Below are 25,100 nucleotides of genomic sequence, written 5' to 3'. Positions count from 1 at the left end.
ATGGTGAAGTCCCCCGCGGCCCCGCGAGGAATGGCATCCACAAGAATAGCGACTCGGCCGAAAAATCCAAGGAACTAGGTGTCGCCCCTTCCAGCCCGGGGCGCGAACACCCTGGCCAGGCCGGTCGCGAGGTCGCGCGCCGAAAGCGGCTTCTGCAGGACTTCGTCGGCCACGATCGCCGAGACGCCTTCCGGCGCCACGCCACGCGCATCGCCCGAAGCGCTTTCACCCGCCTTCCCCGCCGTCGCTCCCAGGTAGCCGCTCATCAGCACGACGGGCATGGTGCTGCGCATGCCACGCACTTCGCGGATCAGCGCGGAGCCCGACATTTCCGGCATGCGCTCGTCGGTGACGAGAGCATCGAAGTGCTCGGGGTCGGCACGAAACGCCGCGAGCGCAGCCGTACTCGAGCTGAAGCCGATGGGCACATAGCCCAGCTCCGCCAGGATGCGGGTCGCAAGCTGCATCAACGGCTCTTCGTCGTCGACGACCAGCACGCGCTGGCCGTCGCCGCGTGCCAGGCTCGGTTCCTTTTCTTCGTCTGGCTCCGCCGCGTCCCCGGAGCGCGGCATGTAGACGATGAACGTGCTGCCGATGCCGGGCGTGCTCGCGACGTCGATCGCGCCGCCGAGCTCGGTGACGATGCCGTGCACGAGCGACAGTCCCAGGCCAGTACCGGTGCCCACTTCCTTGGTGGTGAAGAAGGGGTCGAAGATGCGATCGATGATCTCCGGCGCCATGCCGGCGCCGGTATCCGCGACCGTCAGCACGACATACTCTCCCGGCCCGCGCGCACCGATCGTCCCGACGCGAGGCACCTCGACGCGCTCGATGGCGAGCTCGATACGCAAGGTTCCGCCGGCCGGCATGGCCTGGATGGCATTGGTCGCAAGATTGGCCACCACCTGGTGCACCTGTGTCGCGTCGCCGAGTACCGCCGCGGGCCCCGCGTGCAGCCTGGCCTGCACGGCCACGCTCGGCGGCAACTTCCCCGAAACCAGGTCGAGCACTTCGCGTACCACCCGCTCGACATGGACCGGCACACGCTCGCCGACCGCACTGCGGCTGAAGGCCAGCAAGCGCTCGACGAGCGCGCGCCCGCGCTCGCCGGCGACCATGATGCTGTCGAGGTCGCGCGCGAGGCGGCTCCCCTTGGGCGCGTCGCGCAGCGCCATCTCGCCGTAGCCGAGGATCGCGCCGAGGATGTTGTTGAAGTCGTGCGCGATTCCGCCCGCCAGCGTTCCCATCGACTCGAGCTGTTGCGCCTGGCGCAGCTTGCGTTCCATTGTCTTCAGCTCTTGCTCGGCCAGCTTGCGCGCCGTGATGTCGGTGGTCGAGCCGGTCCACCGGATGACCTTGCCGGCGTCGTCGCGCCTGCAGATGGCCTGGAGGCTGTGCCAGCGGGCCTCGCCGCGGACGATGTAGCGCACCTCCATGGCGAGCCGGTCGCCGGTTCCGGCGAACAACGCCTCCCGCGCAGCTTCCCATCGCGTGAAATCCTCCGGGTGCATGTTGATGCGTGCCCTGTACTCGTCCCTGTTCACCCACTTGGTTCCAGGCGGATACCCGCTCAGTTCGTACGCTCTCGGCGAGACCACATACTTGTTGGTGGGGACTTGCCAATCCCAGTATCCCGACTCGCTCGCAGCCATTGCGAGCTCGTAGCGTTGCTCGGATTCGCGCAGCGCCTCTTCGGCGCGCTTGCGCTCCGTCACGTCCCGCACCGTGCCGGTCCAGCGAACGACAGCGCCGGAAGGATCGCGCGCTGCGATGCCGGTCAGGTGCACCCAACGCGTCTCCCCGTTCCGGATGACTCGGGGCTCGACGTCGTAGCGCACCGTCTTGCCGGCGAAGTGTTCCGTGAACGCCCGCAGCAACAGCGGGCGATCCTCGGGGTGAAACGGAATCCGTGCGACAAGGTCATCGCGACCGGCGAAGCGCGTGCCGGGCGCAAAGCCATAGATCTCCAGCAAGCGCGGCGAGGTGTAGATGGCGTCGTCGGCGACGATCCAGTCCCAGAAACCATCGTCGCTCGCCCCCATGGCACGCGCGTAGCGCTCCTGGTCGCGCAGTGCCCTGGCTCGTCGGGAGCTCCCCCACCCCACGATCCATCCCACGACGGAGAACGTGATGAAGCGGGGCAGATCGAGAAAGCCGCCGAGCAACGGATAGGTCACTGCAATCAGCTGGGGGAGCGTGAACGTGGCCAGCACTGCAGCCACGAGTCCGGGGCCGGCGCCGCCGAACCACGCCGCGGCGATCACGGCAAACATGAACAAGCCCGCAAGACTGAGAATCGGACCGGCGGGCGAGAGGTACACCAGCACTGCGAGCAGCACCCACGCGGGCGCCAGCGCATACCGCAGCGCGCCTGCCTGCATCACTCGCTCTTCGAGCGAAGCAGTCTTGGCCGGCGACAGCTCCTTGCGGGTCAACAGCTTGGGGCGCACCCTTCTTGCTCCGAGGCTGCGCGCTGCCTCCGAAGACCGTGGGAGGCCGCGCCTGAAGCGTCCCTGCAGGACGAGAATCGGGGCAGCATACACCCGCGCAGGCTGCCTGACTCGACCCGCCCGAGGGCTTTTCACCACCTCAGTCGAGATAGACGTGCGCCCTCTGGATGATGGGCGTCCAGCGCTCGATCTCGCGCGCGAGTTGCTTTTGCAATCCGGCGGGCGACGCGCGGTCCGGCGACACCGGCAGCGCGCCGAGCCTGGCCATCGCTTCCTCGAAGCCCTTGTCAACCAATGCGGCGCGCAGCGCTCCAGCCAAGCGGTCCACGATCTCCTTGGGCGTGGCCTTGGGGGCGTACACGCCATGCCACACCGCAATCCGAAACTCGCTCAAGCCTTGCTCGGACAAGGTAGGGACCTCTGCCAGCGTCGGGAGGCGCTCAGCGGTCGTCGCCCCGTAGGCTTTCACGAGGCCCCCGCGAATGGGCTGCGTCGTGGTCGTCACCTGGTCGCAGAGAAGGTCGACGTGGCCTCCCATCAGATCGGTGAGCGCCGGAGCCGCACCCTTGTACGACACCGACGTCATCGCGACGTCGAGCCGGCTCATCAGCAGCAGTCCGCACAGATGCGAGGCGGTGCCCATTCCGGCATTGGCGATGTTGACCTGGCGCTGCTGCACCTTGAGATACGGTTGCAGTTCCTTGAAGCCTGCAGGCTTCAGATCCTTGCGTCCCACAAGGGTCATGGGAACGTCGACCACCTCACCGACGTAGGCGAAATCCTTGAGCGGATTGAAGCGCAGATTGCGCGACAGCGCGGGCAAGGTCGACATGCCGATGTTGTGGATCAGAAGCGTGTAGCCGTCGGGCTCGGCGCGCTGCACGGCCTCGCTGCCGACGATGCCGCCGGAACTGGCCTTGTTCTCGACGATCACCGATTGGCCGAGCGTGCGCCCCATTGCCAGCGCCAGGCTGCGGGCCACCACATCCGTGGGGCCGCCTGGAGAGAACGGCACCACGAGGATCACCGGCTTGCTCGGATAGGTCTGAGCATTTGCGACGACACAGGCGCCGAGAACGGCGGTCGCGATCAATCTCTTCATCATGTCTTGTCTCCTGGAGTTGCCGAAGCCTCGAGCATTCCGGGCCTAGTCGACGGTGGCAGCGGCAGCCATCGACGGCGCAGCAGGAACGGCCATTCGGAGAGTGACCAGTTCCTCCGCGACGGTGGGGTGCACCGCGACGGTCGCGTCGAAGTCCGATTTGGTGAGGCCGCCGCGGATCGCGACCGCCATGAGTTGGATCAGCTCCGCCGCATCCGTGCCGAGCAGATGGGCGGCCACGACCCGGCCACTGTCGCCGTCCACCAGCAGCTTGATGAGCATCCGATCCTTTCGCCGGCTCAACGCAGAGGCCAGCGGAACGAAAGACGACCGATAGACCTGCAGCCGTGGATAGAGCTCGCGCGCCTGCTGTTCGGACGGCCCCACAGTGCCGATCTCGGGAGTCGAGAAGACGGCGGTCGGCACGTTCCGATGGTCCACAGGCGCTGTTCGGCTGCCAAAGAGCAGCTCTGCCACTGCCTGCCCCTCGCGGAGGGCGACCGGCGTAAGGTTGACGCGGTTCGTGACATCGCCGACCGCGAAGATGCCCGGAATTCTGGTGCGAGAGTCCTGATCGACTGGAATCGCACCCGCGCCATCGAGCGAGACACCGGCCGCTTCGAGCCCGAGGCCATCGGTGTTCGGCCTGCGTCCCGTGGCGGCAAGCACCCGATCGGCGGCCAGGCTGCGGCCATCCGCAAGGCGGATCTGAAAGCCCTCGCCGGCCGCATCGACGCGCGAAACGACTGCGTTCAACTCCACCCGGATGCCGCGCTCCACCAACGCCTGGTGCAGGCTGCGCTGCAGATCTTCATCGAAGCCGCGCAACAGCTGACTGCCGCGATGCACGAGGGTGGTCGAGACACCGAGGCCCGCCAGCAGCCCGGCCACCTCGACAGCGATATAGCCTCCACCCATGACGCAGAAGCTGCGTGGCAGTGCCGGCAGTTCGAACAGATCATCGGAGCTCAGCAGGTGCTCGGCGCCGGGAAATTCGGGTCGCACCGCTCGAGCGCCGGTCGCGACCAGAATGTGCCGGGCTCGAATCAGACGGCCGCTGCGCAGGCGGATCGTGTGCGCATCGACGAGGCAAGCGTGCTCCTGGCACAGGACCACGCCCGAGGCCTCGAGGTTTCCACGATACAGCGACTCGAGCCGGGCCACTTCGCCCTGCGTGTTGCCGATCAGGGTTTTCCAATCGAAGTGCCGCCCGGCGTGACTCCAGCCGAAGCCGGACGCCGCATCGAAGGTCTCCGCAAAGCGGCTTGCGACCACCAGCAGCTTCTTCGGAACGCATCCGCGTATCACGCAGGTGCCCCCGACGCGGTCGGATTCGGCGATGGCGACTGCAGCGCCATGGCCTGCGGCAATGCGCGCCGCGCGAACGCCGCCGGAACCAGCGCCGATGACGAACAGGTCCACATCGAGGATCGAGGTCTTTGTCATGGTGTGCAAGCCCTCGGTTCAGGCGCCGGTCGCAGATGCCGACGCGAGCCTGTCGAGCATGGGGTCTTGCACCAGAACACCCTCTTCATGCAGGAGCGCTATCTCCTCCGCACTGAGGCCGAGATGCTTGCGCAGCAGCGCCTCGTTGTGCTCGCCAAGTCGATCGGCGCGCAGTTCATGCGCGATCGGCCATGCGGAGAACTTCACCGGCATGCCCGGCACGTCAAACGTTCCGAGTGCCCGGTCATGCACGCGGCGCACGGTGCCGCGTTCGCGCAGATGCGGATGTGCCATGGCTTCGTTCAGCGTGAGCACCGGCGCAACCGGGATGCGGTTCTCTTCCAGTTTCGCGACGGCCGCGTCCCGCGATGGAAATCCCGCAAGCCAGCGCTCCAGGATGTCCTTCAACGCCTCGTTGTTGTCGCGGCGCAGGGAAGCGGTGGCGAAGCGCGGATCGGCGAGCAGTTCGGGCGTCCCGAGGACGCTGACGAAGGCCTTCCACTGGTGGGGCAGGGTCGCGATGCTCACGTAGCTGCCGTCCGAGCAGCGGAAGATGCCCGTCGGCCCGCCATCGGGGTGCTGCGATCCGGTGCGCCGGGGCGTGTAGTTCTTCCTCAGTGCCACCCGCGGCACCGCGACCTCGTGCATGTGGAAGTAGGTGTCCAGCAGGGTGGCTTCAACGTGCTGTCCCTCGCCGGTGCGCTCGCGGTGCAGCAGTGCGAAGCCGACCGCCATCGCCGCAGCGAGGCCCGTGGACGTGTCGCCGATCGCCATCGTGATCAGCGCCGGATCCCCTTGCGGCGCTCCGATCAGGTCGGTGATTCCGGCATAGGCCTGCGCGATGTAGTCGTAGCCCGGCTTTTGGCTCAGAGGCCCGCTCTGGCCCGCCAGCGAGATCGAGCACATCACAAGGCGTGGGTTGATCCGCCGCAGGTCTTCGTAGCCCAGGCCTGCGCGTTGCATGACGCCGGGCGAGAAGTTCTCGACCAGCACGTCGAACTCGGTCGCGAGGCGCTTGATCAGCGCGCGGCCTTTCGGATTCTTGAAATCGAGCGCCAGGCTCTTCTTCGAATGGTTGTGCTGAAAGAAGTAGGTGCTCTGCGTGTCGCCCTTGAGCTCGGGTCGGGTGGTGCGAAGTCCTCCCACACGGGTCCGGTCGCCGAAAGGAGCGAGTTCGAGCTTGACCACCTCGGCACCGAGCTCGGCCATGATCCGGGTACAGGTCGGGCCCGCCACGATCTGCGTGAGATCGAGGACACGGAAGCCCTTGAGCATGGGTGATGTCATGTCGTCGTGCCTTTTCGGTCAGTGCTTGTCGAACTGCGCGCTTCCGAACAGGTTGTTCCAGCGCTCGCCGTCAGGCTTGGCGCCGGAGCGGTCGACTTTCTCTTCGAGCACGGCCAGGCCGCGCTGCACCGCAGGCCGCCCGCGGACTTCGAGGTACCAGCGCTTCAGGTGGGGATAGTCCTCGATGTCCTGCCCTTGCCACTTGTAGGCGCGCAGCCAGGGATAAGTGGCCATGTCGGCGATCGAATAGGCCGCCCCGCCGAGGAACGCCGCCTCGGACAGCCGCTTGTCGATCACGCGGTAAAGCCGGGTGGCCTCGTTCGTGTAGCGATCGACTGCATAGGGAATGGTCTCGGGCGCGTACTTCCGGAAGTGATGGGCTTGCCCCAGCATCGGGCCGACGCCGCCCATCTGGAACATGAGCCACTGGATGACTTCGCAGCGCTGGCGAACGCCGGCGGGCAGAAAGCTTTCCCCCGCGGCGCCCGCTTTCTCGGCGAGGTACATCATGATTGCGCCGGATTCGAACAGTGCGATGGGCTCACCGTCGGGCCCATGCGGATCCACGATGGCCGGGATCTTGTTGTTGGGGCTGATCGCAAGAAACTCCGGCTGGAACTGTTCGCCTTTGCCGATGTGCACCGGAATCACGCGGTACGGGACGCCAAGCTCCTCCAGCAGAATCGACACCTTGTAGCCGTTTGGCGTGCTCCAGAAGTAGAGGTCGATCATGCCCGGTCCTCCGTGCCGACCGGCTGCGAGGCACCCAGGCGCTCCAGTTCCTCGTCGACGAATTCCATGCGGTCCTTGCCCCAGAACATCGCATCGCCCACGAAGATGCTGGGCACTCCGAACACGCCACGCTGGATGCCGCGGTCGGTGCTTGCGGCCACCTCGGCCGCGATCTCGTCACTGGCCGCCAGGTGCTCGAACCAGTCCGGTTCGACCCCCAGACTCTCGACGATCGGCCGCAAGCCGGCGAACTCTGTGACAGAGGCGTCGCCGCGCTCCCAATAGGCGTCGAACACCGCCTCGACGAACTGGATTTCGAGCGACTGTCGGCGCATGGCAAGCGATCCGCGCAGGATGCGGCTCGACTTGATCGGGAACTGCCGCGGGATCTGGAAGGGCAGCCGGTACTTCGCAGCCCAGCGCATGAGGTCGGCCTTGCGGTAGCGCAACTTTTCCTTCGGCTCCTTCATGAGCTCGTAGTTGTTCGAGCGGAAGACATAACCGACGTTGTAGGGGTGAAGCACCAGGGTCGCGCCGTGGCGCTCGAGGATGGGCTTGATCAACTTGATCGCGAAGTAGGTATTCGTGCTGCCCGCGTCCCAATACATCTCGACTTGCTTGCTGCTGTTCATGGTTCGGTTTCCGGCCGTTCAAGGCGTCCATCTGTTCGTGTGAGGGCAGTCTAGGAAGACGCCTCGATAAGCGAAAATATGGAATCAACATTGCGGTATAAGGGCGATCTATAGCCCCCTCTACCCCTCGTCGCTGGGCAGCAGCGCCCAAGCGTTCCCCTTGCAAAGGTGATCAGGATGGAAATCCGCCAGCTGCGGTACTTTGTTCGGATCGTCGAACTCGGCAGCTTGTCGCGCGCGGCGCGCGACCTCCACATTGCGCAGCCCGCGCTGAGCCAGCAGCTCGCGAACCTCGAAGGCGAGCTTGGCGTTCGACTGCTCGCGCGCTCGGTGCGAGGCGTCACGCCTACCGAAGCGGGACAGGTCTTCTACAGTCGCGCGCAAAGCATGCTGCGCCAAATGGAGCGCCTCAAATCCGATGTGCAGCACGTGGGCAGTCAACCCACCGGCGAGGTCTCCATCGGCATGCCGACCAGCGTGGCCAATGTGCTGGCCGCACCGCTTGTCGCAGCCACGCGCGATCGCCATCCGGGTGTTCGCCTCCAGGTGATCGAAGCTCTGAGCGGTCATTTGAAAGAGCTGGTGGCAAACGGACGCGTGGAGATGGCCTTGCTCTTCGATTACGAGCGTGCCGCGCCTTCGCGCACGGACGCGGTTCGCGTCAAGAGCGGTCCGCTGCGGGTCACGCCGGTGCTCGAGGAGGAACTCTTCCTGCTGACCGCCGGAAAGCGTCGCTTCGGCCGGCCGGTCACGATGGCGCAAGCGGCGGGTTACGACTTCGTGCTGCCGGGCAGTGCCAATGCCACGAGGCAGTTCATCGACCGCTTGTTCCGCGACGCCGCGCTGCCCCTGAACGTCGTCGCGGAGCTCGACTCGCTGGCGACGATCAAATCGGTGGTGTCGACCGGCCTGGGGGCGACCATCCTCTCGGCCTCGTCTCTGCTCGGGGCGACCAGGCACGATGGCGTCAGCGCGCATCGCATCTCCGACCGCGAGCTTTGGCGCGAGGTATCCCTGTGCACCTATGACATCGTTCCGCTGAGCGCAGCTGCGGAGTGCTTGTGGAACCTCATCGTCGAGGTGAGCGCGTCACTGATGCGCACCGGTGCCTGGACAGGCGCCAAGCCGGCGAGGCAAGGCCAGGCGACAGAGCCATAAGTTCGAGCGATACCCGCAGGCCCATCCCCTATTACCGGCTCGCGAACGCTTCTTCCTAGACTGCGTGCTTCATCGACACCTGCGCCAGCACTACGGCATTTCCATGAAGAAGATTCTCGAAGGGATCATCGTCCTCGACCTCACCCGGTTTCTGTCCGGACCGCAGGCCACGCTCCTCCTTGCCGGGATGGGCGCGGAGGTCATCAAGATCGACGAGCCCAAGGGTGGCGACCCGACAGCCTTCGCGCCGCCGTTCGCCGGCCCGCAGGGCGTGTCCTTTGAAAGAAGGACCGACCAGGATATGGGCTTGGCTTACCTCAAGCGAGCCCGCTCGAAGCAGTCGATCACGCTGGACCTGAAATCCCCGCGTGGCCGCGAGATCTTCCTGGCGATGGTGGCGCGGGCCGACGTGGTCATCGAGAACTTCAGCGTCGGTGTTTCGGATCGGTTGGAGATCGGGTACGAGAAGTTGCGCGAAGCGAATCCGTCGATCGTCTACTGCGCGCTGACCGGCTACGGTTCGACCGGGCCCGACCGGTCGCTGAAGGCCTACGACCCGATGATCCAGGCAGCCGTCGGAATGATGAGCATCACAGGCCAGGCGGGTGCCGGGCCGATGAAGGCGGGTTCCCCCATCTCGGACACCATTGCCGGCGTGTTCGCGGCCAGTGGCGTCGTCGCAGCCCTGCTCCACCGCGAGCGCACGGGCGAAGGCCAGGCTGTCGATGTCTCGATGGCCGACTGTCTGTTCTCGCTGATTTTCGACGAGCCGCTGGACTGCTATCGCGAACTGGGCCTCGATCACCAGCAGGGAAGCCGCATCATGCGTTTCTCGCCCTTCAATGCCTATCCCACCCTCGATGGCTGGGTCGTGGCCGGCGCGGCGACGCAGGAGGACTGGATCGCGCTGCTGAAGATCGTCGATCGCCTCGACCTCCTCGACCATCCCGGTTTCAGCCGCCTTGCTTGGCGCCTCGAGAACAACGAGCAGGTCGATGCGGTGGTGGCGGAGTGGACCGGCCGGCGAAGCACACTCGAAGTGGTCGCTGCCTTGGGCGCAGGCAAGGTACCGTGCAGTCCGGTTCGAGAAATCGATCAAGTCATGGATTGGCCGCACTTGCAGGAGCGGCGGATGGTCGATCGGGTCTTCAATCCGTTGGCACAAAGCTTCGTAAAGGGCCTGGCCCCCGGATTCCCGCTGAAGTTCAGTCGAACGCCGGGCGGATACGATGCGCCCGCGCCGCAGCCGGGCGAGCACACGACGGAGGTATTGCGGCGCCTCGCGGGCGTCGAGGCAGCCGACATGGCGGAACTGCGTCGAGGCGGGGTCATTTAGGGGCTGCAGCGCTCGATCCTGGATTGGAGAGAGAAGAAGCGACGTGTCGTGTCGTGTCGTGTCGTGTCGACTCAATGATGCTTCAACGGAATGACCGACTCTGACGAGGCCAAAGCCACTGCCCCCGAAGACATCGGCGATTCCGTCTCGAACTGGATCGTCGCGAGGCCACGATCGAGATGCGCGTCCAGCTCGGCAAGCATCTCTTCCAGACTTTCGCCCAAGGCACATTCAAGGAACTTGTGGTGGTTTTCCTCGAAGTCCACCTTGGGCGCATGCGCGATCTGGCAGATGGCGAAACCCAACTGCGTCTTCTGGGTCATCTGCTGCCAGAAGGCGGGCATCAGGTGGTTGCCGCAGCGCTCGTACACGAGGCCGTGGAAGTGCGCCTCCGCCCGAATCTCCTCGGACAGATCGTCACCCTTGACCGCCTCGATCATCTGGTCGAAGCGGTGTTGCAGCTCGGTCCTGAAGGACTGATCCCGTTGCGGCCAGATGCGGATGTAGGCCTGGCGCTCCATCACGCGGCGCATCTCGTAGACGTCACGCAGCACGCTGGCATTGACCTCGGCGACAAAGGTGCCCGCGTAGGGCCGATTGACGGCCAGCCCGCTCTCGATCAACTCCCGAATCGCTTCGCGCAGGAGGCCGCGGCTCACTGCCAGGTCGGCCGCCAGGCGACTCTCGATCAGCTGAGTTCCCGGCGCCACCTGGCCGGACAGGATGGCGCGGCGCAGGGTCTCCGCGACCTGGTCACGCCGCGTGAGGGTCGGGACGGGTGCGAACTTGGGAATGCTGCTCATGGTGGTGCGCCGATTGTCCTTCGGATCTCGGCCGATGTGCTCAAGCGCGAAGCGCGAATCGTTTTTCCAGCCGCGAGGCCAGGTACGAACCCGGATAGATCAGCAGGAAGTAGATGATGCCGACCGCTGTCAGGATTTCCAGCGGCCGGTAGAACGCGGCCGACAGCGCCCGACCCTGGTACATCAGCTCCTGCACTGCGATGACCGATGCGATGGAAGTGTTCTTGGCCAACTCGATGCCGCGGTTGGTGAAGGCCGGCAGCATCCGCGCGAAAACCTGCGGCACGATGACGCGCCGCATCAGCTGCTGGCGGCTCATCCCCAATGCCCTGGCACCTTCCCACTGACCGTTGGGCACCGAGGCCATGCCGCCCCGGAAGATCTCCGAGCAGTAGGCCGACGCGTTCAGGACCAGGCCGCACAGTGCGGCGACGATGGGCGTCAGCTGCTGGCCGGTGAGGATGGGAAAGGCGTAGAAGAACCAGATCAGCTGGATCATGACCGGCGTGTTGCGGAACAGCTCGACATACGAGCGTCCGATGCCGACGGCAAGCCTGTTGTGCGAGCCGGTGGCCAGCGCGATGAAGAAGCCGATCAGCATCGAGACCGGGAATGCGATGAGCCAGAGCAGCGCCGTCATCGCGACGCCCTTCAGCAAGACAGGGTAGTTCTGCAGAACCGGCGTGAAGTCCCAGGAGAATTCCATGTTGGCTCACCGCGCGGTTTGATAGCTGGCGCGCGAAAGACGCGATTCGAGCAGATGGGCGAGCATGCTCAGGGCCAGCAAGGTGATGAAGAAGATGCCCGCCACGAAGGTGTAGACCTCCAGGGGGCGGAAGGTGATGGAATTGACCTGCATCGCCTGGTAGAGCAGATCCGAGTAGGCCAGCGTCGAGGCGAGCGCCGTCGTCTTGATCAGCTCGAACGAACGCTCCATGAAGGGCGGCAGCATGCGTTGCAGTGCCTGAGGCAGGACGACGCGCCGCAAGACCTTGTGAGGTTTCATGCCCAGCGCACGGGCGCCCTCCCACTGCCCTCGCTCCACCGAGATCACACCGCCCCGAAACACCTCGGCGTAGAAAGCGCCGGACTGCGTGGACAGCGCAATGATGGCCGCCGCGTAGGGGTCCAGGCTCACGCCCAGGATCACCGGCAGTGCATAGAACGCCCAGAAGAAGTGCACCAGCGGCGGCGTGTTTCGGTAGAACTCGGTGAACCAGAGGGCCGGATACGCCAGCCAGCGCAGTTTCGACAGCCGCATCGTGGCCAGCAGCGCCCCGATGACGACGCCCATGAGGATCGCCACCGCGGCGATCCGCATCGTGCCCAGCGCGCCCTCCAGCAACATCTGGCGATAGGCCCAGACCGCGCCGAAATCCCAGTCGTAGTTCATGTCGACCGCCGTTGCCGCGCTCGACTACTTTTCGAGGGTTTCCTTGGTGACGCCGGGCAGCTTGTCCGGATCGAGGCCCTTGGTCTTGAGGTATTGCGCGTACAGCGCCTGCGTCTGGCCCGACGCGTACATCTTCTTGAATTGCTCGTCGAGCATGTCGCGGAAGGACGCGTCCTGCTCACGGCGAACGCCGGCGCTGGTGGGAATGGCCACCACGGGCTGGGGAATCTGCACACTGCCCTTTTTGATCTTCGAGTAGGCGATCACCAGCACGGAGTGGTAGAAGCCAATCGCATCCACCCGGCCCGCATTGAACGCTGCCACCGTCTCGTCGGTGTTGGTAAAGCGTTCGATCTTGGCGTTCGGCAGACGCTTGGTGAGGTCGCGGTCGGTCGCCGTTCCCAGTGCCACACCCACACGTACGTTCGGCTTGTTCAGGTCTTCCCAGTTCTTGGCGACCAGACCCTCCTTGGCCAGGATGCCCTGCGCGTACCACAGCAGCGGCGTGGTGGGGAAGTCGATGGCGCGCTTGCGTTCCTCGGTCGCGTCCAGAACGAACATGACATCGATCTGGCCGGACTGCAGGCCTGCGACGCTGTTGCCCCACGTCGTCTCGACCGGAACCATCTTCACGCCGAGGTTCTTCGCAATCTGCTCGCCCACGAGCACGCCCACGCCGGACCACTGGCCCGAGACGGGATCCCGGTAGTACCAGGGATCGCCAGACGCCACGCCGATGCGCAGCTCGCCGGTCTGCTTGACCTTCTGCAGCGTTTGCGCGTGAGACGAGGTGCCGGCCAGCAGGCCCAGGCAAGTCAGGCAGACAAGGAATCCGCGGCGAAATGCCGCAAAGCGAGACAGGACGTTCATTGGTAGCTCCTGGAAAGATCGAGTTGAAAGGGAGTCAGGCGGCGGCCTTTTGAGGGGCCGCGATGTATTGCTGATAGAGGTCTGCGAGGCGTTCCGTCAACGGGCCCATTCCGGCACCGGGCAACTTGCGCCCGTCGATCGCCGACACCGGCGTGATGCCGCCGAGGGTTCCGGTGACGAAGGCCTCGTCGGCCGCGTAGACCTCGGCCAGCGTGTAGTCGCCCTCGCGGACAGCGATGCCGGCTTCGCGCGCCAGGCGCAAGATCGTCGCGCGCGTGATCCCGTTGAAGCAGTAGCGACCCGACGAGGTCCACAGCGCCCCGTCGCGCACCACGAAGAAGTTCGTGGAGTTGCAGCTGGAGACGAAGCCATTCGTGTCGAGCATCAGGGCCTCGTCCGCGCCGACGTTGATGGCTTGAATCAGCGCTTGGATGAAGTTCAGCCGGCTGTGGGAGTTCAGCCGCAGGTCGAACACATCCGGCGTGCTGCATCGAATGGTGGATGTGTGCAGCGTGAGCCCGCGCTTTTTGGCTTCGGCATCGACCACCTTGTGTTCGGCGACGCAAACGACGGTCGCCTTGCCCAGGATAAAGCGCGGATCCTGATTGGGTGTCTTCTTCACGCCCCGAGTCACCATCAGGCGTGCGTGCGCACCGTCCTGCATCTTGTTGACCTCGAAGGTCTTCAGGATCACGTCCTTGACCTCCTGCTTGCTCAGGCCGATGTCCATGGCGATGACATTGGCCCCCTCGAACAGGCGGTCGACGTGTGCATCGAAGGAGACGACCCGGCCTTTCACGAGACGAACGCCCTCCCAGACCCCGTCGCCGCAGACGTACCCGGCATCGAAGACGGACACGCGCGCTTCAGACCTTGGAACGAATTCGCCATTGACGTAGACGAGGACCTTCTCGTTGCGGTCGTCGGCCTGGTAGGCCTGCGAACTTGTCTTGGATGCTTGTGGGGAGAGTTGCATGGGTGACTTCAATGAGATGAGGGGTCGGATCAGAAGCTGAAGGCCGTGAACCGTTCGAGAAAGCGTTGGGTGTGCTCCTTCTTCGGGTGCTTGAGCACTTCGTCGGGCGTCCCGGTCTCGTAGAACTGGCCATCGGCCAGGAAGAGAACCTTGTTGGCGTAGTGGTAGGCGAACCCAAGTTCATGGGTCACCAGAAGCATGGTGCGGCCCTCTTGGGCCAAGTCCTTGATGACGTTCAGCACTTCGCCGACGAGTTCGGGATCGAGGGACGACGTGGGCTCGTCGAACAGCAGGACCTCCGGCTCCATCGCCAATGCTCGGGCGATGGCGACGCGCTGCTGCTGTCCACCCGACAGCCGGGCCGGGTAGGCGTCGGCCTTATGGGCCATGCCGACCTTCTCGAGCTGGGCCATGGACCGCTCTCGCGCCTCCTTGGACCCGACGCCGAGCACGGTCACGAGGCCCTCCATCACGTTGCCGACGACCGTCATGTGGGGGAACAGGTTGAACTGCTGGAAGACCATGCCAACCTCCTTGCGCAGCTCCGAGAGCTGGCCTTGCGAGTAGCTCATGCCTTCGCCCTTCGGGTGCTTGCCGGTGGGTTTGCCGATGAGCTTTCCCTTGAGTTCAACGCGACCCGTGGTCGGCAGTTCCATGAAGTTCAGGCAGCGCAGAAAGGTGCTCTTGCCGGAACCGCTGGACCCCAAGATGGCGACGCGATCCCCGGGTTGAACGTCGAAGTCGATCCCCTTCAGGACATGGTGATCGCCAAACCACTTGTGCAAGCCGCTGATGCGAATGATCGGATGTGTCATGGGGCCTCGGTTCACGATGGACGGATCTTGTTGGATTGTTCGACAATCGACAATCGGGTTTACCCGAGCAGATTCCGTGCCAGACATATCCGGCCGAGCGTACTTCTAGAGATTTATTCGTCTGGAGAAGAAGAGCCGCCCTCGAAGCGCGCCCCCTACTCCACCGTCACACTCTTCGCCAGATTCCTGGGCTTGTCCACGTCCGTCCCCCGCGCACAAGCCGTGTGATAGGCCAGCAGCTGCAGCGGCACCACATGCAGCATCGGCGACAGCGCCCCGTAGTGCTCGGGCATGCGGATCACGTGCAGGTCCTCGCCGCTCTCGATGTGGGTGTCGCCGTCGGCCAGCACGTAGAGCACGCCGCCGCGCGCGCGCACTTCCTGCAGATTGCTCTTGAGCTTTTCCAGGAGCGCATCGTTGGGCGCCACCGCCACCACCGGCATCTCGCTGGTCACCAGCGCCAGCGGGCCGTGCTTGAGCTCGCCGGCGGCGTAGGCCTCGGCGTGGATGTAAGTCACTTCCTTGAGCTTGAGCGCACCCTCCAGCGCAATGGGGTAGTGCAAGCCGCGGCCGAGGAAGAGCGCGTTCTCCTTGCGTGCGAAGTCCTCGGCCCAGCTGATGATCTGCGGCTCCAGCGCCAGCACCGACTGCAGCGCGACGGGCAGGTGCCGCATCTCCTTCAGGTAGCGCGCCTCGTCGGCTTCGCCGAGGCGCTCCTTGGCCTGCGCCAGTGCGAGCGTCAGCAGGAACAGGCCCGCCAGCTGCGTGGTGAAAGCCTTGGTGGAAGCCACGCCGATCTCGACGCCGGCGCGCGTGATGTAGGCCAGCTTGCATTCGCGCACCATCGCGCTGGTCGCGACGTTGCAGATGGTCAGCGTGTGCTCCATGCCCAGCGAGCGCGCATGCTTGAGCGCGGCCAGCGTGTCGGCCGTTTCGCCGGACTGACTGATGGTCACGACCAGGGTCTTCGGGTCGGGCACGGAGTCGCGGTAGCGGTACTCGCTCGCGATCTCGACCTGGGTCGGGATCTTCGCGATGCCCTCCAGCCAGTACTTGGCGGTGCAGCCGCTGTAGTAGCTGGTGCCGCAGGCCAGGATCAGCACCTTGTCGATCTCCTTGAAGACGCGCCAGGCAGCAGCGCCCGGCATGCCGTCCTGGCCGACGCCGTCGAAGAGCTCGGGCACGATGCCTTCGATGCCCTCCAGCGTGTCGGCAATGGCGCGCGGCTGCTCGAAGATTTCCTTCTGCATGTAGTGGCGATACGGGCCCAGTTCGGCGGCGCCGCTGTGCGCGAGCACGGTGCGCACGGGCCGTTCGGCCGGCTTGTGGGCCCGGTCCAGGATCCAGTAGCGGCCGGGCTGGATGTCGACCAGGTCGCCCTCGTCCAGGTAGACGATCTGGTCGGTCACGCCGGCCAGCGCCATCGCGTCGCTGGCCAGGAAGTTCTCGCCGCCCTCCTGTCCCACGCCGAGGATCAGCGGCGAACCGGCGCGCGCGCCGACGACGCGGTGCGGCTCGTCGCGGCAGATCGCCGCGATCGCGTAGGCGCCCTGCAGCTGCAGCACGCTGGCCTTCAGCGCCTCGAACAGGTCGCCGTCGTAGTGGCTGTCGATCAGGTGGGCGATGACCTCGGTGTCGGTCTGGCTCGCGAACACGTAGCCCTTGGCCTGCAGCTTCGCGCGCAGAGCCTCGTGGTTCTCGATGATGCCGTTGTGCACCAGCGCCACGCGGCTGGGGCGGGTGGATTCGGCACCGGCGCCGGGGCCATGGCTGAAGTGCGGGTGCGCGTTGTGCACGGCCGGCGCGCCGTGCGTGGCCCAGCGCGTGTGGGCGATGCCGGTGCTGCCTTCGATGCGGTCGTCGCGCACCTGGGCCAGCAGGTCAGCCACCCGGGCGGTGGTGCGGGCGCGCTCGAGGCCGCCCGCATGCACGGCCACGCCGCAGGAGTCGTAGCCGCGGTATTCGAGGCGCTGCAAGCCCTGCACGAGGATGGGAACGATGTTGCGGCCGGAGACGGCGCCGACGATGCCACACATGGGATGAGCTCCTGCTGATTGGGAAGTCCGAGGATGGTAGGCAGGCTGATGTGAAATTTGCAGTCAAATTTCGACGAATTCAGCCTTTGCATTTCATCATGATAGACGTGAGCAATAATATTTCACTACACTTGTCCACATGAAATTCTCGGACATGGATACCGTCGGCCTACAGCTACTCGATGCGCTCCAGCAAGACGCCTCCCAGAGCAACCAGTCTTTGGCCGAGCGCTTCGGCCTGTCGCCCGCCACCTGCCTGCGGCGCGTGCGTCGGCTGCGCGAGGCGGGCTGGATCGCGCGCGAGGTCGCGATCCTCGACCCCGAGCGCGTGGGCGCCCTGCTCACCGCGGTGATCGAGATTTCGCTGGACCGCCAGGATGCCGCTGCACTCGAGGCCTTCGAGGCGCGGGTCGTCGCCGACGAGGCGGTGCAGCAGTGCTACCGCGTCTCGCCCGGCCCGGACTTCGTGCTGATCGCCACCGTGCGCGACATGCCCGGCTACCAGGCGCTCGCGCAGCGCCTGTTCACCACCGATGCCAATGTGCGCAACGTGAAGGCCTTCTTCAGCGTCAAGCGCGCGAAGTTCGACCCGCGCGTGCCGCTGTCGCCGGCGTCCTAGTCCTTCGGCGCCTTTTGGGGCCGCTTCCAGTTTGCGTAGCTCACCTGGCGGCCCCGTGCGATGGTCAGCACGCCCGGCTCGGTGCTTTTGGTCACGGTCGAGCCGCCCCCCACCGTGCCGCCGGCGCCGATGGTGACCGGCGCCACCAGCACGCAGTTGCTGCCCACGTGCACGTCGTCGCCGATCACGGTGCGGTGCTTGTTGGCGCCGTCGTAGTTGGCCGTGATGCTGCCGGCGCCGTAGTTGACGCGCGCGCCCACGCTGGCGTCGCCCAGGTAGGCCAAATGATTGGCCTTGGCGCCGGCGGCCAGCGTGGAGTTCTTGACCTCGACGAAGTTGCCGATGTGCACCTCGGCGCCCAGCCGCGCGCCGGGCCGCAGCCGTGCGAAGGGGCCGACGAGCGCGCCGACGCCGACCGTCACGCCGGTCTTCTCGCCGTCGATGTGGGTGAAGGGATGGATCACCGCGCCGGTCTCGATGCGCGCGTTGGCGATCACGCAGTTGGCGCCCACGCGCACGCCGGCGCCCAGCGAAACCGCACCCTCGAAGACGCAGTTGACGTCGATCTCCACGTCCGACTCGCAGGCCAGGGTGCCGCGCACGTCGATGCGCGCCGGGTCGGCCAGGCGCACGCCCTGCGCCATCAGCGCCTCGGCCTGGCGCCGCTGGTAGGCGCGCTCGAGCGCCGCCAGCTGCGCCGGCGTGTTGACGCCGGCCACCTCCAGCGGGTCTTCGATGCGGTGCGCCACGACGGGCACGCCGTCGACGGTGGCCAGGCCCACCACGTCGGTCAGGTAGTACTCGCCCTGGGCGTTCTTGTTGTCCAGCCGCGCCAGCCAGGGCCTGAGCAGCGCGGAGGGCACCGCCATCACGCCGCTGTAGGTCTCGCGGATGGTGCGCTGGGCCTCGCTCGCGTCCTTCTCTTCCACGATCGCCTGGACCTCGCCTTCGCCCTCGGCGGCGGGCGCGCGCACGATGCGGCCGTAGCCGGTCGGGTCCTCGACGCGGATGGTGAGCAGCGCGAGCCGGCGGCCGCCGCTCTGCGCGATCAGCGAGCGCAGGGTGGCGTCGCCGATCAGGGGCACGTCGCCCGAGAGCACCACCACCGTGCCGTCGTCGGGCAGGAGCGGCGCGGCCTGCTGCATCGCGTGGCCGGTGCCCAGCTGCGGCACCTGGCGCGCAAATTGCGGGACCACACCCGCCGCACCCTCGCCGAGCGCGGCCTCGACATCGGTGGCGCCGTGGCCGGTGACCACCACCACCTTGCGCGCGCCGATGCGCGCGGCCGTGTCCACGACGTGCGCCACCAGCGCGCGGCCACCCAAACGATGCAACACTTTGGGCAGGCTGCTTTTCATGCGCGTGCCCTTGCCGGCCGCCATGATGACGACATCGACCGGTTCCTGGTTGTCCTGCGGAGTCTTGTTCATGCCACTTTCTCGAATGCGTTGGGTCAGGCTGGCGCGAATTATCGGCGTGCTGCTCGCGGCCGCGGCGCTCGCGGCCTGCAGCACGCTCAAGCTGGCCTACAACAACTTCCCCGAGCTGAGCTACTGGTGGCTGGACGGCTACCTGGATTTCGACGGCGCGCAGACCCCGCGGGTGCGCGACGACCTGGCCGAGCTGCTGGCCTGGCACCGCCGCCATGAGCTGCCGCGCCTGGTCGAGCTGCTGCGCGGGGCCCAGGCACTGGCGCCCGAGGACATCACGCCCCAGCAGGCCTGCGCGTTCGCCGACCAGATCCGCGAGCGGCTGCTGGCAGTCGCCGTGCAGGCCGAAGGCCCGGGCACCGGGCTGGCCCTGAGCCTGGGCGAAGCCCAGCTGCAGCAGCTCGAACGCAAGTACGCAAAAAACAACGCCGAGTACCGCAAGGAGTGGCTGGAGCGCGGCCCGGCGCGCTGGCAGGAGAAGCGCTACGAGCGCATCGTCGAGCGCAACGAGGACTTCTACGGCCGCCTCGAGCCGACCCAGCGCGAGCTGCTCAAGCAGCAGGTGGCGCAGTCGGGCTTCGACCCCCCGGCCTTCGATGCCGAGCGCCGCAGGCGCCAGCAGGAGGTGCTGGCGCTGCTACGCCGCTTCCAGGCCGAGCGAACGCCGCCGGCCGAGGCGCGGGCGGCCATCCATGCCTACGTGCTGCGCATCGCCGACCCGCCGCCGGGCCCGTGGCGCGAGCGGCAGCAGGCGTTGCAGCAGGAGGGCTGCCGAAACCTGGCCGCCCTGCACAACAGCACCAGCGCGGCCCAGCGCGAGCAGGCGGTGCGCCGCCTGCAGGCCTACGAACGCGAGCTCGGCGAACTGTTTGCAGCGCACTGAGACCGATGTCACGCGAACATGTAGAACATTTGTTTACACTCAGCCGCAACGCTCTGACCACGCTTCCATGAACATCACGCTCTGTACGCTCTTCGAGAAAAACTACCACTACGGCGTGGCGGCGCTGGCGAACTCGCTGATCGCCGCCGGCTACCAGGGCGAGTTGTGGGTGGGCTACCGCGGCGCCCTGCCGGGCTGGATCGTCGACGCGCCGGCCTTCGATCGCGCCAGCGGCCGGCTGAAGGTCGCGCCCCAGCTCACGCTGTGCATGCTGGAGCTGGACACGCCGCTGCACTTCACCTACTACAAGCCCACCTTCATCCGCGAGATGCTGGAAAAGCACGCCCCGCAGGCCGACATCTGCGCGTATATCGACCCGGACATCGTCGTGAAGTGCGACTGGCCGTCGCTCGCCGGCTGGTTCACCGAAGATGGCATCTCGCTGGCCGAGGACGTCAACTGGTGCTTCCCGGCGCGGCATCCCAAGCGCCTGCTGTGGGCCCGCTTCTTCGCACCGCACGGCGCCACGCCGCGGCGCGGGCTGGACCGCTACTACAACGCGGGCTTCATCGCAGTCTCGCGCGCGCACTTCGAGTTCCTGGACCTGTGGCGCCGACTGTGCGACCTGGTGGTCGACTACAACAAGGGCGCCAAGCAACTGAAGGCCGGCGGCTCGGCCGAGCTCTTCCACTCGACGGACCAGGACGCGCTGAACTTCGCCTTGACGGTGTGCGAGGCGCCCCTGAACACCGCGGGCCCCGAGGCGATGGACTTCGCGCCCGGCGGCTATTACCTCTCGCACGCCATCGGCTCGGTCAAGCCCTGGCATGGCGGCTTCATCAGCCAGGCCCTGCGCGGGCGGCCGCCATCGGCCGCGAGCAAGTGGTACTGGCGCTACGCCAACGCGCCGATCCGCGTGTATTCGGACGGCGAGTTGCGCAAGAGCACGCTGGCGCTGAAGATCGCGGCGGCGATCGGGCGGGTCTACAAGCGCGCCTGAGCGTCCTCGGGTGGTTTGTCTTTGCGCCACTCCACCCAGCGCACCGCCAGCAGCGCGTACTGGTAGCCGAAGTTGGCCAGGCTGGTCGCGATGCCGAACCACAGCACCGAGCGCAGGTCGCTCACGCCCACCAGCCACAGGTAGAGCACCTGGGTGATCAGCGTCACCGCGATGCTGTAGGTCTGCCCAGCAGTCGCACCGCGCACCGACAGGGTGCGGAAGGCAAAGCCCGAGGCGTTCATCACGATGGAAGCCAGGAAGACCATCCACACCAGCGGCGTCATGCTCTCGTACTGCTTGCCGAGCAGCAGGATCCAGTACTGCGGGAACAAGAAGGACGTCAGCAGCACCGCGCCCCCCATCGCGAAATAGGCGAGATGGGCCTGCGCCACGATCTTGCCCAGCCGAGGGCCCATGGGCGCGCGCGCGATGGCCGGGAACAGCAGCACGTTGGTCACGCGGTCCACCACCATCAGCACCATGGCGAGCCGGCCGAAAGCGCCCACCTCGGCCAGCATGCTGGCGGTGCCGAACAGCGACACCAGGAACACCGTGATCACGCCCTGCACCTGGTAGAACACGCCCGGCAGCACCAGCGGCTTGGCGATGCGCAGGATCTCGGCATCCACCTTCTTCGAGTCACCGGCGTCGAGGTGCGCGTCCACGATCTGCTGCGTGCGGAAGGTCTTGCGGTAGAACATCACGCTGACGAAGCTGGCCGCGGCCGTCGCGGCCACGATGCCGACCATCGACCAGGAGGTGATCGGCAGCAGCAGCACCGCCCCCACGAAGATGATGCGCACGCTGTGCGAGTAGAAGGCGATGCGGTTCAGCGTGTTGATCTGGCTGAGGATCAGCAGCACCGTGCTGCAGTAATGCTCCCGCAGGGTGAGCAGCACCACCGCCAGCATCAGCAGCGAGCCCGCCAGGTAGGGCGCGCCGGACCAGCCGTGCTGCTGCGAGCTGTAGAACCAGTAGGGCCCGATGACGGCCAGCCCCAGCCCCAGCAGCACCCAGCGCTTGCGGAAGACCTGGTGGCACACGCCCACCACCCAGGGCTGTTCGTTGGCGCGCTGGCCCACGATGGGCATGGTGCAGTGGGCCAGACCCAGGTCGCTGATCCCCAGGATCAGGGTCATGCAGGCGATCAGGAAGGTATAGGCGGCGTACTGGTCCTTGGGCAGCACGTTGACGATCAGCAGGCCGGCGATGCCGCCGATGGCCACGCCGAAGGTTTCGACGCTGCCGACCAGGGCGATCTGGCGCAGACGAGGGAGGAGCTTCACGGATGAGCGGCGACGGTCAATGGGGTTGGCCGGCGGCTGCCGGGTCGGGCTTCGTCCGCGCGGGCGGACAGGCCTCTACGATACGCGATGGGCGTGACGGGTCGGCTCACGGACCGATCAGATCAGCGGGGTGGGCTGCAGCGGCCGCTCGAAGTAGTCGCCCAGCGCCTGCAGCGCATGCGGCTCGAGGATGCGCAGCCAGCCGGCATCGAGCTTGTACAGGCGCAGCTGCTGCAGCCGCCTCAAGGTCTTGTTGGTATGCACCAGAGACAGGCCCAGCGCATCGGCGATGTGCTGCTGGTTGAAGGGGAACTGGACCCAGCCGTCGCGCGCCATGCCGACGCGCTCGGCGCGCCGGTAAAGATGCATCAAGAGCATCGCCACCCGCTCGGCCGCGTTGCGGCGGCCGGCGGTCACGAGGTTGTCGTCCACCATCTTCTCCTCGCGCGCCGCGAGCCAGGTGATGTGGTAGCCCAGCTTCGGCTGGGCATGGAACAGCTCCCACAGGCGCTCGCGGGCGAAGGTGCAGAGCGTGACGTCGGTCACCGCCTCGACGCCGTGCGTGTGGCTGTCGGCAAACTCGTCCTGCAAGCCCATGAAGTCGCCCGGCAACAAGAAGCCCAGGATCTGGCGCCGCCCGTCGCTCAGCGTCTTGTAGCGGAAGGCCCAGCCGGAATAGATCGTGTAGAGCTGCGGGCTGGGTCGGTCTTCCTCGATCACCGGCCGGCCGGCCTCGACGCTGCGCGTGCCGGTGCGAAAGGCCTCGAGGAGGCGCAGGTCCTCGGCGGAGATGGGAAGGAAGGCGGGGTTGCAGCGCAGCAGGCAGCGGTCGCAGGGATTCGGACCGGTCGGCGGGTGACTGAGCGCTGGATAGTCAAGGGTCACCTTCGGACTATAGGCGTGCGATCTGTGTCTTTTCACATTTCGCGCGCCGCAGGGCGCTCCTACACTGCGGGCGCCCCCCGATTCCGAAGCGAATGACAGAACTCCACGAGATCCTCTACTTCAGCCAGCTGGCGCCGAACCAGCCCACCGACGTCGTGGGCCAGATCGTGGCCCGGGCACGCGCCCGCAACGCGATGGAGGGGATCACGGGGCTGCTGGTCTTCGACGGCATGCGCTTCTGCCAGCACTTCGAGGGCCCGCGCCGGAACGTGCTGCAACTGATGGAACGGCTCGAAGCCGATCCCAGGCACGTGCAGATGCGGGTGGTGTACGAGGGCGAGCTCTTGCAGCGCCGCTACCACGCCTTCGACCTGGGCCTCGCCCAGGTCGAGGACAGCGAGGACATCGCCGTCGTCCAGCAGTTCGATGGGGTGGAGGCGCTGGCGCGCTTCATGGCGCTGCGCCCCCGCCTGGACATCTGATCCAGGTTCAAGCCCGCTCGGCGGCCGACGCGAGGTCCCAGCTGTAGGTGGCGCCGTGGCTGTCCCACGGCTCCATCACGATGCGCTCGCCGGCCTCGACCCGCAGCGTCTCGCCCGGTGCCAGCACCAGGTCTTCGCTGCCCCATTGGTCGGTGGCATCGCGTGTGACCCAGACCCGGCCCTGGCGCACGCGCAGAATGCTCGCGCCGGAAGCCTTGAGACTGGTCGCCTCGCCTGCGCCCAGCTGCCATGCACCGCGGCGAACGGCCGGCGGTACGGCGGCCGGACGCTGGGTCAGGACCGGGGACGACGGGAACGTGGAGGTGGTGCAGACGGCGGACATACGAGGCTCCTAAAGAGGGGGTTTCTCCATCAGCGCAATTTCGCGCTTCGGGAATGAATGATCTGCCTTGCCTCGTTCGCGGTCCAATGAAAACGCGGTACCCTACTGATTCCGATTTCGCATCAATCCGGACCCCACGGATTCAGCCCATGCAGCATTCTCAGACCCACCTGCGCTCCCGCCCGATCTCGGCCGGCCACCTGCGCGCCTTCGAGGCCGTGGCCCGCCACCTGAACTTTCGCGCCGCGGCCGAGGAGATGGCGCTGACCCAGTCCGCGGTCAGCCGGCAGATCCAGTCGCTGGAAGAAGAGGTGGGCGTGGGCCTGTTCCTGCGCCACACGCGCGCGGTCGAGCTCACCAGCGCGGGCGCTCAGCTGCTGCTGGCGGTGCAGCAGGCGCTGCCGCGCATCGACGGCGCGGTGCGGCAGATCCGGCAGAGCGCGGGACGCAAGAGCGTCTCGCTCACCACCTTCGCCTCGTTCGCCTCGATGTGGCTGATCCCGCGGCTGGAGGCCTTCCAGCGCGACAACCCCGACATCGACATCCGCATCGACGCCTCCGACACCGCGCTCGACATGGACCTCGCGGACATCGACATCGCCCTGCGCTACGGCCCGGGCGAGAACATGCCGGCCGGATCGATCCGCCTGTTCGGCGAGAACCTGACGCCGGTGGCCAGCCCCTGGCTGATCAAGAGCAACCCGCCGATCAAGACGCCGGCCGACATCGCGCGCTTCACCTTGATCGAGGCCGGCGACGCGCACCGCAGCCACCTGGAATGGCTGACCTGGCGGCGCTGGTTCGAGGTGAACGACCTGCAGCGCGCGCAGCCCAAGCGCTGGCTCTATTTCAACTACGCCTACCAGATGGTGCAGGCCGCACTCACCGGCCAGGGCCTGGTGCTGGCGCGCAGCTCGCTGATCGCCGAGAGCCTGGCCAACGGCGACCTGGTGGAGGTGCTGCCGCAGCACCGCATGGACTCGCCGATGGCCTACTGGCTGATCGTCGGCCCGCGCAGCACGCAGCGGCCCGAGATCCAGGCCTTTCGCGATTGGCTGGAGGCGCAGGCGGCCACCACGCGGGAGACCATCGGGGAGGTGCCCGATCCGGACACCGTGGATCAGATGGACTGAAGC

The 25,100-nt window shown here is 66.4% G+C and carries 25 protein-coding genes; 7 read left to right on the top strand and 18 right to left on the bottom strand.

The window, feature by feature from the left end; translation table 11 throughout:
• Positions 1–74: 74 nt before the first annotated feature.
• The 7 genes from GXN78_RS18405 to GXN78_RS41300 form a co-directional block, all read right to left on the bottom strand.
• A complete protein-coding gene (locus tag GXN78_RS18405) occupies positions 75–2,450 on the bottom strand; it encodes an ATP-binding protein (RefSeq protein WP_106554854.1) in 2,376 nt (791 codons plus the stop codon).
• 139 nt (positions 2,451–2,589) lie between these two features.
• A complete protein-coding gene (locus GXN78_RS18400) occupies positions 2,590–3,552 on the bottom strand; it encodes a tripartite tricarboxylate transporter substrate-binding protein (RefSeq protein ID WP_239142829.1) in 963 nt (320 codons plus the stop codon).
• Between the two features lie 45 nt (positions 3,553–3,597).
• Positions 3,598–4,998 carry a glutathione-disulfide reductase gene (gorA, locus tag GXN78_RS18395; RefSeq protein WP_106554856.1) on the bottom strand — a complete coding sequence of 467 codons (1,401 nt, stop codon included), beginning with the start codon at positions 4,996–4,998 and terminating at the stop codon, positions 3,598–3,600.
• An 18-nt stretch (positions 4,999–5,016) separates the two neighbouring features.
• Positions 5,017–6,285, bottom strand: a complete 1,269-nt coding sequence (locus tag GXN78_RS18390) for a CoA transferase (RefSeq protein WP_106554857.1) — start codon at positions 6,283–6,285, stop codon at positions 5,017–5,019.
• Positions 6,286–6,303: 18 nt separating this feature from the next.
• Positions 6,304–7,017 carry a glutathione S-transferase N-terminal domain-containing protein gene (locus GXN78_RS18385; protein WP_106554858.1) on the bottom strand — a complete coding sequence of 238 codons (714 nt, stop codon included), beginning with the start codon at positions 7,015–7,017 and terminating at the stop codon, positions 6,304–6,306.
• Positions 7,014–7,649 (bottom strand): 2-hydroxychromene-2-carboxylate isomerase, encoded by a 636-nt coding sequence (locus GXN78_RS18380; protein WP_106554859.1) that lies wholly within the window; start codon positions 7,647–7,649, stop codon positions 7,014–7,016. Before GXN78_RS18380 ends, GXN78_RS18385 begins: the two co-directional genes overlap by 4 nt.
• Before the next feature lie 120 nt (positions 7,650–7,769).
• Positions 7,770–8,090 carry a hypothetical protein gene (locus tag GXN78_RS41300; protein WP_239142759.1) on the bottom strand — a complete coding sequence of 107 codons (321 nt, stop codon included), beginning with the start codon at positions 8,088–8,090 and terminating at the stop codon, positions 7,770–7,772.
• A gap of 36 nt (positions 8,091–8,126) precedes the next feature.
• Between GXN78_RS41300 and GXN78_RS18375 the strand changes: the two genes are divergently transcribed.
• A complete protein-coding gene (locus tag GXN78_RS18375) occupies positions 8,127–8,807 on the top strand; it encodes a LysR substrate-binding domain-containing protein (protein WP_239142758.1) in 681 nt (226 codons plus the stop codon).
• A gap of 103 nt (positions 8,808–8,910) precedes the next feature.
• Positions 8,911–10,143 carry a CoA transferase gene (locus tag GXN78_RS18370; protein ID WP_106554861.1) on the top strand — a complete coding sequence of 411 codons (1,233 nt, stop codon included), beginning with the start codon at positions 8,911–8,913 and terminating at the stop codon, positions 10,141–10,143.
• 71 nt (positions 10,144–10,214) lie between these two features.
• Here the strand turns inward: GXN78_RS18370 and GXN78_RS18365 are convergent, their stop codons facing one another.
• From GXN78_RS18365 to glmS, 7 genes are all read right to left on the bottom strand, one after another.
• The gene (locus tag GXN78_RS18365; RefSeq protein WP_106554862.1) at positions 10,215–10,946 is read right to left on the bottom strand and encodes a GntR family transcriptional regulator; all 732 of its coding nucleotides are present in this window, start codon (positions 10,944–10,946) and stop codon (positions 10,215–10,217) included.
• 40 nt (positions 10,947–10,986) lie between these two features.
• Positions 10,987–11,652, bottom strand: coding sequence for an amino acid ABC transporter permease (locus tag GXN78_RS18360; RefSeq protein WP_106554863.1), 666 nt, complete (start codon positions 11,650–11,652; stop codon positions 10,987–10,989).
• 6 nt (positions 11,653–11,658) lie between these two features.
• Positions 11,659–12,339 (bottom strand): amino acid ABC transporter permease, encoded by a 681-nt coding sequence (locus GXN78_RS18355; RefSeq protein WP_106554864.1) that lies wholly within the window; start codon positions 12,337–12,339, stop codon positions 11,659–11,661.
• A 24-nt stretch (positions 12,340–12,363) separates the two neighbouring features.
• Complete coding sequence (locus GXN78_RS18350; RefSeq protein ID WP_106554865.1) at positions 12,364–13,209, bottom strand: transporter substrate-binding domain-containing protein; 846 nt, start codon at positions 13,207–13,209, stop codon at positions 12,364–12,366.
• Positions 13,210–13,243: 34 nt separating this feature from the next.
• Positions 13,244–14,185, bottom strand: a complete 942-nt coding sequence (locus tag GXN78_RS18345; RefSeq protein ID WP_106554866.1) for an aminotransferase class IV — start codon at positions 14,183–14,185, stop codon at positions 13,244–13,246.
• Between the two features lie 29 nt (positions 14,186–14,214).
• Positions 14,215–15,000 carry an amino acid ABC transporter ATP-binding protein gene (locus tag GXN78_RS18340; protein ID WP_106554867.1) on the bottom strand — a complete coding sequence of 262 codons (786 nt, stop codon included), beginning with the start codon at positions 14,998–15,000 and terminating at the stop codon, positions 14,215–14,217.
• Between the two features lie 155 nt (positions 15,001–15,155).
• Positions 15,156–17,036 (bottom strand): glutamine--fructose-6-phosphate transaminase (isomerizing), encoded by a 1,881-nt coding sequence (gene glmS / locus GXN78_RS18335; protein ID WP_106554868.1) that lies wholly within the window; start codon positions 17,034–17,036, stop codon positions 15,156–15,158.
• A 139-nt stretch (positions 17,037–17,175) separates the two neighbouring features.
• Between glmS and GXN78_RS18330 the strand changes: the two genes are divergently transcribed.
• Entirely contained in the window at positions 17,176–17,655 is a 480-nt protein-coding gene (locus GXN78_RS18330; RefSeq protein ID WP_106554869.1) for an Lrp/AsnC family transcriptional regulator, read from the top strand.
• Here the strand turns inward: GXN78_RS18330 and glmU are convergent.
• Positions 17,652–19,085, bottom strand: coding sequence for a bifunctional UDP-N-acetylglucosamine diphosphorylase/glucosamine-1-phosphate N-acetyltransferase GlmU (gene glmU / locus GXN78_RS18325; RefSeq protein ID WP_106554870.1), 1,434 nt, complete (start codon positions 19,083–19,085; stop codon positions 17,652–17,654). The two genes, GXN78_RS18330 and glmU, sit on opposite strands and share 4 nt — an antisense overlap.
• Here glmU and GXN78_RS18320 point away from each other — a divergent pair.
• Positions 19,084–19,968 (top strand): DUF6279 family lipoprotein, encoded by an 885-nt coding sequence (locus GXN78_RS18320; protein ID WP_239142757.1) that lies wholly within the window; start codon positions 19,084–19,086, stop codon positions 19,966–19,968. The genes glmU and GXN78_RS18320 overlap by 2 nt on opposite strands.
• A 67-nt stretch (positions 19,969–20,035) precedes the next feature.
• Positions 20,036–20,968, top strand: coding sequence for a hypothetical protein (locus tag GXN78_RS18315; protein ID WP_106554872.1), 933 nt, complete (start codon positions 20,036–20,038; stop codon positions 20,966–20,968).
• Here GXN78_RS18315 and GXN78_RS18310 read toward each other — a convergent pair.
• Together GXN78_RS18310 and GXN78_RS18305 are read right to left on the bottom strand one after the other, a co-directional pair.
• On the bottom strand, positions 20,953–22,254 hold the full coding sequence (locus GXN78_RS18310) for a hypothetical protein (protein ID WP_106554873.1): 1,302 nt from the start codon (positions 22,252–22,254) through the stop codon (positions 20,953–20,955). The two genes, GXN78_RS18315 and GXN78_RS18310, sit on opposite strands and share 16 nt — an antisense overlap.
• Positions 22,255–22,371: 117 nt before the next feature.
• Complete coding sequence (locus GXN78_RS18305; protein WP_106554954.1) at positions 22,372–23,073, bottom strand: Crp/Fnr family transcriptional regulator; 702 nt, start codon at positions 23,071–23,073, stop codon at positions 22,372–22,374.
• A 158-nt stretch (positions 23,074–23,231) separates the two neighbouring features.
• On the opposite strand from GXN78_RS18305, the gene GXN78_RS18300 reads away from it, so the two are divergent.
• Positions 23,232–23,621, top strand: coding sequence for a BLUF domain-containing protein (locus tag GXN78_RS18300; protein WP_106554874.1), 390 nt, complete (start codon positions 23,232–23,234; stop codon positions 23,619–23,621).
• Between the two features lie 7 nt (positions 23,622–23,628).
• On the opposite strand, the gene GXN78_RS18295 is transcribed toward GXN78_RS18300, so the two are convergent.
• Positions 23,629–23,964 carry a DUF2917 domain-containing protein gene (locus GXN78_RS18295; protein ID WP_106554875.1) on the bottom strand — a complete coding sequence of 112 codons (336 nt, stop codon included), beginning with the start codon at positions 23,962–23,964 and terminating at the stop codon, positions 23,629–23,631.
• Positions 23,965–24,113: 149 nt separating this feature from the next.
• Here GXN78_RS18295 and GXN78_RS18290 point away from each other — a divergent pair, with 149 nt between their 5' ends.
• Positions 24,114–25,097 carry a LysR substrate-binding domain-containing protein gene (locus GXN78_RS18290; RefSeq protein ID WP_106554876.1) on the top strand — a complete coding sequence of 328 codons (984 nt, stop codon included), beginning with the start codon at positions 24,114–24,116 and terminating at the stop codon, positions 25,095–25,097.
• Positions 25,098–25,100: the final 3 nt, after the last annotated feature.

Source organism: Variovorax sp. WS11 (assembly GCF_010499245.1).
Taxonomy (GTDB): Bacteria; Pseudomonadota; Gammaproteobacteria; order Burkholderiales; family Burkholderiaceae_C; genus Variovorax.
Note: the sequence above shows the minus strand (reverse complement) of the source record. Positions and strands in the feature narration are given on the sequence as shown.